Here is an 11905-nt window from a genome sequence, read left to right on the forward strand (position 1 = left end):
GGGAGGGCGGCACGGTCTTGCGTCGTGCGCGCGTCAGGGGCCGCGGGCAACGCGGATAATCCGCCTCCATGCGGATCCGCTTCACCAAGATGCAAGGCGCGGGCAACGACTTCGTCGTGCTCGACGAGACGCGCGGACGGCTCGGGCTCAGCACGGCGCAGTACCGCTTTCTCGCCGACCGCCACTTCGGCGTTGGCGCCGACCAAATCCTCTCCGTGCGCGAGGCCCCCGAGCCGGGCCTTGACTTTGAATACGTCATCCACAACGCCGATGGCGGCGAGGTGGAGCACTGCGGCAACGGCGCGCGCTGCTTCGTGCGCTACGTGCACGACAAGGGCCTGAGCGAGCGAAACCCGCTGCGCGTGAAGGTGAAGAACGGCGTGTTGGAACTCAAGCGCCTGCCCGACGGCCGCGTCACCGTGGACATGGGCCCGCCGGTCTTCGCGCTGTCCCAGGTGCCCTTCGACGCCAAGGGCCTGAAGGCCGAGAAGCTCGGCAACTTCGAGCGCTGGCCGCTGGCCGTGCCCTACGCGGGCGACCAGTACGTGGCGGTGCTGTCCATGGGCAACCCGCACGCGGTGCTGCTGGTCGACGACGTCGACACCGCGCCGGTGGCGGCCTGGGGCCCGCTGATCGAAAACCACGAGCGCTTTCCCCGGCGCGTCAACGCCGGCTTTCTGCAGGTGATCGACACCCGCACCGTGAAGCTGCGCGTGTACGAACGCGGTGCGGGCGAAACCCTGGCCTGCGGCACCGGTGCCTGCGCCGCCGTGGTGGCGGGCATCCGCCTGGGCTGGCTGGGCTCGCGCGTGGACGTGCACACCCGTGGCGGCGTGCTCACCATCGAATGGGTCGACACGCCCGAACACGACGCCCCCGTGTTCATGACCGGCCCCGCCACCCCCGTGTTCGAGGGCGAGATCACCGTGCCCGACGAGCTGAACCAACCGTAGTCTTTTTCGCCCACCACCATGACCCAGCCGATCCCGCCCATCACCGAGGACGACATCGCCCAGTACCTGGCCAACAGCCCCGACTTCTTCGAGCGCCACGCCAGCCTGCTGGCGGCGGTGCAGCTCACCAGCCCGCACGGCGGGCGCGCCGTGAGCCTGCAGGAGCGCCAGGCCGAGATGCTGCGCGAGAAGATCCGCGGCCTGGAGCTCAAGGCCGCCGAGATGATGCGCCACGGCAAGGAGAACACCGCCATCGCCGACAAGCTGCAGCGCTGGATGCGCGAGCTGCTGCTGGTGCGCGAGGCGCGCGACCTGCCGCGCGTGGCCGCGACCGAGCTGTCGGCGCAGTTCCTGGTGCCGCAGGTGGGCATCAAGGTCTGGGGCGTGTCGGCCGAGTTCGCCGGCGAGGACTACGCCCAGGGCGCGAGCCAGGATGCCCAGGCTTTCGCGGGCTCGCTGGCGGTGCCGTACTGCGGCCACAACCCGGGCCTGGAGGCCGCGCAGTGGCTGGTCGATCCCTCGTCGGCCCAGTCGCTGGCGCTGATCCCGCTGCGCGCGGGCGCCGCGCCCGAGGCCTTCGGCCTGCTGGTGCTGGCTTCGCCCGACCCGCAGCGCTTCGCCTCCGACATGGGCACCGACTTCCTCGAACGCATCGGCGAACTCACCAGCGCCGCGCTCTCGCGCCTGCGCCCGGTGGTGGCCGCGGCCACGGAATGAGCCACGCCGGGCCGGCCCGCAGCGACGACGCCGGCCTGGTGCGGGCCTACCTGGACCACGTGCGCGTGGACAAGCGCCTGGCCGATCGCACGCTGGCGCTCTACACGGGCGATCTGGAGAAGCTGCAGGCGAATGCGCGCGAGGCCGGCGTGGCCCTGGCGGACGTGATGCCCGCGCACGTGCGGCGTTGGGTGGCGCAGATGCACTCGGGTGGGCGCAGCGCGCGCGGCATCGCGCTCATCCTCTCGGGCTGGCGCGGCTTCTACGGCTGGCTGGGCCGCCAGGGCCTGATCCAGCAGCACCCGGTGAACGACGTGCGCGCGCCCAAGGCCGGCAAGCCCCTGCCCAAGGCCCTGCCGGTGGACGAGGCCGTGCGCCTGATGGGCCACGCAGACGCCGAGGACGACCCGGCGCTGGAGGCGCGCGACGCCTGCATCGCCGAACTGCTGTACGGCTGCGGCCTGCGCATCGGCGAGCTGGTGGGGCTGGACGTGGCGGCCAGCGCCACGGCGCGCGGTTGGATCGACCTGAGCGGCGCCGAGGCCCACGTGCTTGGCAAGGGCAGCAAGCGGCGCAGCGTGCCCGTGGGCCGCGCGGCGCTGGACGCGCTGCGGCGCTGGCTGGACCTGCGCCCCGCCTTCGCGCGGGACGACGCGGCGCTGTTCATCGGCCAGCGCGGCGGGCGGCTCACGCCGCAGTACATCCGTGTGCGGCTGAAGCGCCGTTCCATCCAGGCCGGCCTGGCCACGCCGGTGCACCCGCACATGCTGCGCCATTCCTACGCCAGCCATGTGCTGCAGTCCAGCGGCGACCTGCGGGCCGTGCAGGAACTGCTGGGCCACGCCAGCATCGGCACCACGCAGGTGTACACCCGGCTGGATTTCCAGCACCTGGCGCGCGTCTACGACGCCGCGCACCCGCGCGCCCAGGCCCGCAAGCCACGCGCCAAGTAAGGCCACCCCACCCCACGGACACGACCGGGCATGAAATCCATCCGACTCAGGCCCGGCAAGGAACGCTCCCTGCAGCGCCACCACCCCTGGGTGTTCGACGGTGCCATCGCCAAGGGTGGCGGCGACCCCGGCGAAACCGTGCGCGTGGAGGGTGCCGACGGCCAGTTCCTCGCCTGGGGCGCCGTCTCGCCCGCCTCGAAAATCCGCGTGCGCGCCTGGAGCTTCGATCAACGACAGCGCATCGACGCCGCCTTCTTCAAGGAGCGCTTGCGCGCCGCCCTGGCCCTGCGTGAGCGCCTGGCGATCGACAGCGATGGCGTGCGCCTGGTGCACGCCGAGTCCGACGGCCTGCCCGGCCTGGTGGTGGACCGCTACGGCGACACCCTGGTCGCCCAGTTCGGCGCCGCCGGCGTCGAGCGCTGGAAGGACGTGATCGCGGACGCCCTGCTCGAGCTCAGCGGCTGCGAGCGCCTGTACGAGCGCAGCGACACCAGCAGCCGGCGCCTGGAAGGTCTGGCCGACGCCACCGGCTGGCTGCGCGGGCAGGGCGAGACGGCGCTGGTGCTGCAGGAACACGGCTGGCGCCTGGGCCTGGACATCGCCAGCGGCCACAAGACCGGCTACTACCTCGACCAGCGCGACAGCCGCGCCGCCTGCCGCGAACTGGTGGCGCGGCACCGCCTGGCCGAGGTTTTCAATGGCTTTTGCTACACCGGCGGTTTCACCGTGGCCGCGCTCGCCGGCGGTGCCGAGCGCGTGCTCTCCGTCGACTCCTCGGGGCCCGCGCTGGAGCAGGCCCGGGCCAATGTGGCCCTCAATGGCTTCGACGCCGGCCGCTGCGAGTGGCGGGACGCCGACGTCAATGCCACCCTGCGCCGCCTCATCGACGAGGGCCGGCAATTCGACGGCATCGTGCTCGACCCGCCCAAGCTGGCCCCCACGGCGGCGCACGCCGAGCGCGCCGCGCGCGCCTACAAGGACCTCAACCGCCTGGGCTTCAAGCTGCTGCGCCCGGGTGGCGTGTTGTTCACCTTCTCCTGCTCCGGCGGGGTGGGGGTGGAGCTGTTCCACAAAATCGTGGCCTCGGCCGGCCTGGAAGCCGGCGTGGACGGCGTTTTCCTGCAGCGCCTGGGCGGTGCCCGTGACCACCCGATGACGGTGAGCTTCCCCGAAGGCGAATACCTCAAGGGCCTGGTGGTGATGCGCCGGCCCTGAAGCCGGTTCGCACCGGGCTGGCCTACACTCTTCCGCCTTCGTTTTCCCCACCCCCTACGCACCATGGCCCTGATCCCCGCCACCATCCTCACCGGCTTCCTCGGCTCGGGCAAGACGACCCTGCTCAAGCGCGTGCTCACCGAGGCCCACGGCCAGAAGATCGCCGTCGTCGAGAACGAGTTCGGCGAAGAGAACATCGACAACGAAATCCTGGTGGCCGACACCACCGAAAACATCATCCAGATGAGCAATGGCTGCATCTGCTGCACCATCCGCGACGACCTGCGCGCCACGCTGGCCGACCTGGCGCAGAAAAAGCGCAAGGGCGAACTCGACTTCGAGCGCGTGGTGATCGAAACCACCGGCCTGGCCGACCCCGGTCCCGTGGCCCAGACCTTCTTCATGGACGACGAGGTGGCCGAGCAGTACCTGCTGGACGCCATCGTCACCCTGGTGGACGCCAAGCACGCCGCCCAGCAGCTCAACGACCGCCAGGAGGCGCGTCGCCAGGTGGGTTTCGCCGACCAGATCTTCATCAGCAAGGCCGACCTGGTCTCGGCCGACGAGGTCGATGCGCTGGTGCACCGCCTCAAGCACATGAACCCGCGCGCGGCCATGCGGCCCGCGCACTTCGGCGAAGTGGCCATCAACGAGGTCTTCGACCTGCGCGGCTTCAACCTCAACGCCAAGCTCGAGATCGACCCGGACTTCCTCAAGGCCGACGACCACGACCACGACCACGACCACGACCACCATGGCCATGGGCACCACGACCACGCCCATGGCGAGCACTGCGACCACCCCTCGCACCAGCACGGCCACGGGCACCACCACCACCACGACGACGACGTCAAGAGCTTCGTCTACCGCGCCGAGCGCCCCTTCAGCCCCGAAAAGCTGGAGGACTTCCTGGGCGCCATCGTGCAGGTCTACGGCCCGCGCATGCTGCGCTACAAGGGCGTGCTGCACATGCAAGGCACCGAGCGCAAGGTCATCTTCCAGGGCGTGCACCAGCTCATGGGCAGTGACCTGGGCCCCGAGTGGGGGCCGGACGAAAAGCGCGTGAGCAAGATGGTGTTCATCGGCATCGAACTGCCGCGCGACATCCTCGAGCAGGGGCTCGAGCAGAGCCTGGCCTGAACCGGGCGCGGGTCGGGCCGTTCAGCGCAGGGGGCCGGGCCGTGTCGTTTGTCTCACCACGGCCTGCCCCGGTCTGCCGGCCGGCGCGGGCCGCGCTTCGCGCATGGCTACAATCGCGCCCCGAATCAACCAGGGCATTTGTCACACGGCAAGGGGGTATAACAGCGCCTTTGCCGATGGCAGGCCCGGGTTGGAGCCCGTCGCCATCGGTCCACGAGCCGGGCGCGATCCCTGTGAAGGGGCGTGCCGGCCATCCCAAGGAGACCCGTTGTGAAAGCCCCGGCTTCCAAGGCAGCGAAAGCAGGCAAGTCCGTCGCCTCGGGCGCCACGGCGCGTGCCGGCAAGCCGGTGGCACACAAGAAGGCCTCCCCGGTCAAGGCTGTGGCCAAGAAGGCGCCGGTGGCGAAGAAGGCCGTGGCCAAGGCACCGGCGAAGGCACCCGTGAAGGCGCCCAAGGCCGTGGCCAAGAAGGCGGCGCCGAAACCGCTGCCCAAGGCCGTGGCCAAGCCGCCGGTGAAACCCGTTGTCAAGGCCGTGGCAAAGCCCGTGGCCAAAGCGCCGACCGCCAAGAAGCCGGTGGTGAAAGCCGCCGCCAAGGCACCGGTCAAGGCCAAGGTCGCGGCATCGCCCGCCGCCAAGGCCGCGGCCGTGGCCAGCGACCTCATTTCCAAGGTGGCCAGCGCTGCGGCGCCCACCGCGACCGAACCCTCGCCGGCGCCCATGGGCAAACGCGAGGCGCGCAAGGCCATGCTGGCGCAGATGTCCCAGCCGGCCTCCGCGCCCAGCCATGCCCCAGACGCTCCCAAGGCGACTTTCTCTCCCGTGAATGAACGAACCGTCATGACGTCCCCCGCCCCCCCATCCCTGCAGAAGGACCCCAAGCGGGCCAACAACTGGAAGACCCTCAAGGTCGAACAGCTCACCGACGCGGACGTGCTGGCCATGCCCGACAGCGAGTACATGAACGACGTGCAACTGGCGTTCTTCAAGACCAAGCTCAAGGGCCTGAAGACCGACATGCTCAACAACGCGGGTGAAACCACCGAACACCTGCGCGAGGACACCGTCGTCGTGCCCGATCCGGCCGACCGCGCCACCATCGAGGAAGAGCACGCCCTGGAGCTGCGCACGCGCGACCGCGAGCGCAAGCTGCTCAAAAAGATCGAGCAGGCCATCGCCCGCATCGAGGCCGGCGACTATGGCTATTGCGAGGAAACCGGCGAGCCCATCGGCGTGGGCCGGCTCATCGCGCGGCCCACGGCCAGCCTCTCGCTCGAGGCGCAGCAGCGCCGCGAGCTCAAGCAGAAGATGTTCGGCGACTGAGTTCGACCGGCACCGACCCGATCCACAGCCCGGTTCCAATGTCCAAGGACGAATCCAGCGGCGGCTTCCTCTCCAAGGTGGTGAAGTTCGTTCGCCACCCCACCACGAGCTGGGCCGACCTGGACACCCGTCAGTCGGACCGCGAGAGCGAATACAGCAAGGCCGCGCTCAAGGAGATGATCGAGCGCAAGCGGCGCAACGACTTCGTGCGCAAGCGCGAGTTCGACATGCTGCGCAAGATCCGTTCGCGCGAGGGCTCGCCCGCCGAGGCCCAGGGCATGCGCCCGTCCTTCTTCCAGAGCAGCATCCCCTCCAAGCCCGATGACCGGGCGATGACGCTCAAGAAGATCGACGAGATCGAGGCGCAGATGTCCATGCAGTGGTGGAAAACCAAGGGCGCGGACTCGATCACCAGCACCGGTTCACCGGGACCCAACAGCGCCGCGCAGCCGCCCGGAACCTTGCCGTCGAAGGCCCGCGAGGCCTCGCCGATCCGGCCCTTGCCTCAGGTGGACCCGGCGCGCCTGCGCGCCCAGTACGACGTGACCGAGCCCGCGCCGCTGCTGCATCCCTCGGCGCAGCGCGAGCACCAACCCACCGAGCCGATGGCGCTGCGGCCGTCGCAGGCGACGGCGCCCGCGCCGATCAAGCCCCCCAGCAGTCCCCGCACGGGCCTGATGGCGCCGCGCGCGGGCACGCCCAGCAGCCAGCAGTTGGGCTCGGAGTTCTCGGCCTCGCACTTCTACGCGCTGGACGTGCAGGAGGTGGCCCAGGACCCTGAGGTGGAGGAGGCCGCCATCCGCTTCGCCAATGGCGACGATGCCGGTGCGGAACAGGGGCTGCTGGAGGCCGTGTCCGACGGCGGCGCCCGCGTCGACCAGGAGGCCGATTGGCTCGCCCTGTTCGACCTGTACCGCGCCACCGGCCAGCTCGCGCCCTTCGAGAACCGGGCGGTGGAGTTCGTGAACCGTTTCGACCGCTCGGCCCCGCAGTGGTACGACATGCCGGCCGCGGTGCAGCGCATGGTGGTCGCGGCCGACGCGCCGATCGCCGCCGGGCACGCACGCGCCGTGTGGGCCTGCGAGGCCGAACTTGACGCGCACGCCGTGGGCTCGCTGCAGAACGTGCTGACGCGCGCGCGCCAGCCCTGGGTGATCGACTGGAGCCTGCTCAGCAGCATGGACCCCAAGGCCGCGCGCGCGTTGCTGGGCCTGGTCACGCTCTGGACCGACCAGGACGTGGAGCTGCGCTTCGTGGGCGGCGCCAGGCTGCGCGACGTGCTCAAGAGCATGACCCATTCGGGCCGCCGCGACGTCGAGCAGCTGTGGTGGGAGCTGCGCATGGCCGTGCTGCGGCTGATGAACCGGGCGGATGAGTTCGAGCTCACTGCGCTGGACTTCTGCGTCACCTACGAGCTGTCCCCGCCGGGCTGGGAGCGGCCACGCTGCCGCTACCAGTCGATGCGTGGCGATGGCGACGAAGGCCATTCCGTGCTGGGCGAATCGGTGATCGAGACCCTCTCGCCGCCGTCCACGCTTTCGGGCGAGTCGGCCATGGACTCGCAGCCCGGGTCGATCAACCACCTTGGCCTGGTGGAGCTGTCGGGCGAAATCCGCGGCGACGCGCAGAGCACCATCGACATGCTGGAGCAGCGGCTGGAAGGTGCCGACGTGCTGATCCTCTCCTGCCGCAACCTGATCCGCGTCGATTTTTCGGCCGCGGGCACGCTGCTCAACTGGGTGTCGAACCACCATGCGCAGAACCGGCTCGTGCAGTTCGTCGACGTGCACCGACTGGTCTCGGCCTTCTTCCACGTCATCGGCATCACCGAGTACGCGAAGGTGGTCCTTCGCAACGACTAGCAGGAAGCACCCCCGCCGCGCTGCGCGCGACCCCCTCAAAGGGGCGACACCAGCGGCCCGGCAAAGCCGGTTCCGCGGCGTCACTGGGTTGGACCGCGTGGTGCGTGGCGGGTTGTGCGCCGGCTTTTTCTCCATTGCCCCTTGAGGGGGGGCCATCGCATCCCCATCTGCCACCCCATGGAATCTTTTCACGGCACCACCATCGTCTGCGTCCGCCGCGAAACGCCGCAGGGCGTGCAGGTCGCCATCGGCGGCGACGGCCAGGTCACCCTGGGCCACATCGTCATCAAGGGCACGGCGCGCAAGGTGCGCAAGCTCTACCACGACCGCGTGCTGGCGGGCTTCGCTGGCGCCACGGCCGACGCCTTCACCCTGTTCGAACGCTTCGAGGCCAAGCTGGAGAAGCACCAGGGCCACCTGGCGCGCGCGGCCATCGAGCTCACGCGCGACTGGCGCACCGACCGCGTGCTGCGCCGCCTGGAGGCCATGCTCGCGGTGGCCGACCGCAGCGCCGCGCTGGTCATCACCGGCAATGGCGACGTGCTCGAGCCAGAGCACGGCATCGTCGCCATCGGCTCGGGCGGTGCCTACGCCCAGGCCGCGGCCAAGGCGCTCATCGACCACACCGCGCTCAGCGCCGAAGATGTGGTGCGCCAATCGCTCGCCATCGCGGGCGAGTTGTGCATCTACACCAACATGAACCACACCATTGAAACGCTCGACTGAGGCCGTTTGACATGTCTTCGATGACACCCCAGGAGATCGTCTCCGAGCTCGACCGCTTCATCATCGGCCAGAAGGGCGCCAAGCGCGCCGTGGCCATCGCCTTGCGCAACCGCTGGCGGCGTCAGCTGGTGGACGAAAAACTGCGCCCGGAGATCACGCCCAAGAACATCCTCATGATCGGCCCGACCGGCGTGGGCAAAACCGAGATCGCGCGCCGTCTGGCCAAATTGGCCGACGCACCCTTCATCAAGGTCGAGGCCACCAAGTTCACCGAGGTGGGCTACGTCGGCAAGGATGTGGACAGCATCGTGCGCGACCTGGCCGACATCGCCATCAAGCAGACGCGCGACGCGGCGATGCGCCAGCAGCGCGCGCGCGCCGAGGACGTGGCCGAGGAGCGCATCCTCGACGCACTGATCCCGCCGCCGCGCGCCGTGGGTTTCGAGCCCCAGCCCACGCCCGACAGCACCGCGCGCCAGGCCTTCCGCAAGAAGTTGCGCGAGGGCCAGCTCGACGACCGCGAGATCGAGATCGAGGTGGCCGAGCCACGCCCCACGATGGAGATCATGGGGCCCGCCGGCATGGAGGAAATGGCCGAGCAGCTCAAGGGCCTGTTCGGCCAGTTCGGCGCCGGGCGCAAGCAGCAGCGCAAGCTGCGCATCGCCGAGGCACTGAAACTGCTGATCGACGAAGAGGCGGCCAAGCTCGTCAACGAAGACGAGATCAAGGCCCGCGCCCTGCACAACGCCGAGCAGAACGGCATTGTCTTCATCGACGAGATCGACAAGGTGACCTCGCGCAGCGAGAGCGGTGGCACGGCCGAGGTGTCGCGCCAGGGTGTGCAGCGCGACCTGCTGCCGCTGGTGGAGGGCACGACGGTGTCCACCAAATACGGGCCGATCAAGACCGACCACATCCTGTTCATCGCCAGCGGTGCCTTCCACCTGTCCAAGCCCAGCGATCTCATCCCCGAGCTGCAGGGGCGCTTCCCGATCCGCGTGGAACTGCAGTCGCTGTCGGTGGACGACTTCGAGGCCATCCTCACGCAGACCCATGCGTCGCTGGTGCGGCAGTACCAGGCGCTGCTGGAGACGGAGGGCGTGACGCTGGTGTTCCAGCCCGACGGCATCCGCCAGCTGGCCCAGATCGCCTGCGAGGTGAACGAGCGCACCGAGAACATCGGGGCGCGGCGGCTCTCCACGGTGATGGAACATCTGCTCGACGAAGTGAGCTTCGACGCGGCCAAGCTGCAGGGCCAGACCGTGAACATCGACGCCGCCTTCGTGCAGGGGCGGCTGGGCGCGCTCAGCCAGGACGAGGACCTGTCGCGCTACATCCTCTGAGCGGCCTGACTGGTCGGGGCTCCTTTCCCGCCGCCGACCCACCCTCACCGCCCGTCGCCTCGTGAAACGCCCGTGGAACCACCCCACGGGCGTTCCTGTTTTGAAGCTTCACTTGCACTGACCTTTGTAAGTGCTTGCTTTTTATGTGCTTTTTGGTCCTGGATTCCCCGCGAAATCACTTCTAAGTGGTTGATTTCATTGAAAAAAAGTGTGCATGACCCCTGGTGCGCGAGTGTTTTCCTGCTACAGTGGGAATAAGTGCAATTAAGTGGTGGTATGTCCCACCTGAAGGTCAAAAGCGGTGTTCCAGGGCGCGTCTTCGCTGAGTCTCGATGCCAAGGGGCGGCTGTCCGTGCCGACCCGGCACCGCGACGCCCTGGGTGGCTCGCTCACGATCACCAAACACCCCCATGGCTGCCTCATGGTCTTCCCGCGCGAGGCCTGGGAAGACTTCCGCGGCCGCATCGCCAACCTGCCCATGCAGGCCCAGTGGTGGAAACGTATCTTCCTCGGCAATGCCATGGATGTGGAGGTGGACGGCACCGGTCGCGTGCTGGTCTCACCCGAACTGCGCGCCGCGGCGGGCATCAGCAAAGATGTCGTGCTGCTCGGCATGGGCGCCTACCTTGAACTGTGGGACGCCCAGGTGTATGCCGCACAGGAGGCCGAGGCCATGAAGGCCGAGATGCCCGATGTGTTCAAGGACTTTTCCTTCTAAGGGCGGTGGTGGAGACGACATGGGCCCATCAGACCGTCCTGTTGAACGAGGCCGTGCAGGCGCTTTCGATCAACCCGGACGGCCACTACGTCGATGCCACCTTCGGCCGCGGCGGGCACAGCCGCGCCATTCTGCAAAGGCTGTCGCCCCAAGGGCGGCTGACCGTCTTCGACAAGGATCCCCAGGCCATCGAGGTGGCGCACCAACTGGCCGCGCAGGATGCGCGCGTCTCGGTGCGGCACAGCGGCTTTGCGGCCATGACCGAACTGCCGCCGGCCTGCGCCGACGGCATCCTCATGGACCTCGGCGTGAGCTCGCCGCAGATCGACGACCCCGCGCGGGGTTTCTCGTTTCGCCACGACGGCCCGCTGGACATGCGCATGGACACCACGCGTGGCCAGAGCGTGGCCCAGTGGCTCGAGACGGTGCCCATTTCCACCCTGGCGGAGGTCATTCGTGACTATGGCGAAGAACGGTTTGCTGCACCGATTGCAAAGGCGATTGATCGTCGCCGACAGGAACGGGGCCCTGTTCGAACCACCGGCGAGCTGGCCGAAATCGTGGCTGGCGCGGTCAAAACCCGCGAGCCGGGCAAGGACCCTGCAACGCGCACATTTCAGGCTCTTCGGATTTTCATCAACGCCGAGCTTGAAGAGCTGCAACAGGCGCTAGAAGCCAGCCTGTCCCTGCTCAAGCCCCAAGGTCGCCTCGTGGTCATCAGCTTCCACTCCCTGGAAGACCGCCCGGTCAAGCAGTTCATGGCGCGCCACTCGCGCGCCGTGGTGGACCGCCGCGCGCCCTTCGCCGAGCCCGCGCCCACGCGCCTGGCCGAGGTGCACCGCGTGATGCCGTCCGAAGCGGAGGTGCAGGGCAACCCGCGCGCGCGCAGCGCCGTCATGCGCGTGGCCACGCGAACGGGGGTGGCATGAGCGCCGCGCCGGACCGCCTCCAGCCA

At 69.0% G+C, this 11905-nt stretch carries 11 protein-coding genes; all 11 read left to right on the top strand.

Going from position 1 to position 11905, the window contains the following annotated elements; all coding sequences use genetic code 11:
• The first annotated feature begins 68 nt into the window (after positions 1-68).
• Positions 69-953, top strand: a complete 885-nt coding sequence (dapF, locus tag BHU06_RS00715; RefSeq protein WP_070397227.1) for a diaminopimelate epimerase — start codon at positions 69-71, stop codon at positions 951-953.
• 18 nt (positions 954-971) lie between these two features.
• Positions 972-1670 (top strand): DUF484 family protein, encoded by a 699-nt coding sequence (locus BHU06_RS00720; protein ID WP_070397228.1) that lies wholly within the window; start codon positions 972-974, stop codon positions 1668-1670.
• Positions 1667-2623 (top strand): tyrosine recombinase XerC, encoded by a 957-nt coding sequence (locus BHU06_RS00725; protein WP_070397229.1) that lies wholly within the window; start codon positions 1667-1669, stop codon positions 2621-2623. Before BHU06_RS00720 ends, BHU06_RS00725 begins: the two co-directional genes overlap by 4 nt.
• Before the next feature lie 30 nt (positions 2624-2653).
• Positions 2654-3838 carry a class I SAM-dependent rRNA methyltransferase gene (locus BHU06_RS00730; RefSeq protein ID WP_070397230.1) on the top strand — a complete coding sequence of 395 codons (1185 nt, stop codon included), beginning with the start codon at positions 2654-2656 and terminating at the stop codon, positions 3836-3838.
• Positions 3839-3901: 63 nt separating this feature from the next.
• The gene (locus BHU06_RS00735; protein ID WP_070397231.1) at positions 3902-4978 is read left to right on the top strand and encodes a GTP-binding protein; all 1077 of its coding nucleotides are present in this window, start codon (positions 3902-3904) and stop codon (positions 4976-4978) included.
• A gap of 270 nt (positions 4979-5248) precedes the next feature.
• A complete protein-coding gene (gene dksA / locus BHU06_RS21945; protein ID WP_083292775.1) occupies positions 5249-6301 on the top strand; it encodes an RNA polymerase-binding protein DksA in 1053 nt (350 codons plus the stop codon).
• A 38-nt stretch (positions 6302-6339) separates the two neighbouring features.
• Positions 6340-8163: an STAS domain-containing protein gene (locus BHU06_RS00745; protein WP_070397232.1), complete on the top strand. Its 1824-nt coding sequence runs from the start codon at positions 6340-6342 to the stop codon at positions 8161-8163.
• Positions 8164-8340: 177 nt separating this feature from the next.
• Positions 8341-8889, top strand: a complete 549-nt coding sequence (gene hslV / locus BHU06_RS00750) for an ATP-dependent protease subunit HslV (RefSeq protein ID WP_070397233.1) — start codon at positions 8341-8343, stop codon at positions 8887-8889.
• Between the two features lie 11 nt (positions 8890-8900).
• Positions 8901-10232, top strand: coding sequence for an ATP-dependent protease ATPase subunit HslU (hslU, locus tag BHU06_RS00755; RefSeq protein WP_070397234.1), 1332 nt, complete (start codon positions 8901-8903; stop codon positions 10230-10232).
• A 301-nt stretch (positions 10233-10533) separates the two neighbouring features.
• The gene (gene mraZ / locus BHU06_RS00760) at positions 10534-10950 is read left to right on the top strand and encodes a division/cell wall cluster transcriptional repressor MraZ (protein WP_070397235.1); all 417 of its coding nucleotides are present in this window, start codon (positions 10534-10536) and stop codon (positions 10948-10950) included.
• 8 nt (positions 10951-10958) lie between these two features.
• Positions 10959-11879 (top strand): 16S rRNA (cytosine(1402)-N(4))-methyltransferase RsmH, encoded by a 921-nt coding sequence (gene rsmH / locus BHU06_RS00765; RefSeq protein WP_070397745.1) that lies wholly within the window; start codon positions 10959-10961, stop codon positions 11877-11879.
• Positions 11880-11905 lie beyond the last annotated feature (26 nt).

Source organism: Hydrogenophaga sp. PML113, from assembly GCF_001777155.1.
GTDB classification, from domain to species: domain Bacteria; phylum Pseudomonadota; class Gammaproteobacteria; order Burkholderiales; family Burkholderiaceae_C; genus Hydrogenophaga; species Hydrogenophaga borbori.

What these genes read in the sequence shown, in the direction of transcription:
- BHU06_RS00720 (WP_070397228.1), top strand. Translation starts at nt 972, where the DNA reads ATGACCCAGCCGATCCCGCCCATCACCGAGGACGACATCGCCCAGTAC.
- hslV (WP_070397233.1), top strand. Translation starts at nt 8,341, where the DNA reads ATGGAATCTTTTCACGGCACCACCATCGTCTGCGTCCGCCGCGAAACG.
- dapF (WP_070397227.1), top strand. Translation starts at nt 69, where the DNA reads ATGCGGATCCGCTTCACCAAGATGCAAGGCGCGGGCAACGACTTCGTC.
- BHU06_RS00735 (WP_070397231.1), top strand. Translation starts at nt 3,902, where the DNA reads ATGGCCCTGATCCCCGCCACCATCCTCACCGGCTTCCTCGGCTCGGGC.
- hslU (WP_070397234.1), top strand. Translation starts at nt 8,901, where the DNA reads ATGTCTTCGATGACACCCCAGGAGATCGTCTCCGAGCTCGACCGCTTC.
- BHU06_RS00730 (WP_070397230.1), top strand. Translation starts at nt 2,654, where the DNA reads ATGAAATCCATCCGACTCAGGCCCGGCAAGGAACGCTCCCTGCAGCGC.
- BHU06_RS00725 (WP_070397229.1), top strand. Translation starts at nt 1,667, where the DNA reads ATGAGCCACGCCGGGCCGGCCCGCAGCGACGACGCCGGCCTGGTGCGG.
- BHU06_RS00745 (WP_070397232.1), top strand. Translation starts at nt 6,340, where the DNA reads ATGTCCAAGGACGAATCCAGCGGCGGCTTCCTCTCCAAGGTGGTGAAG.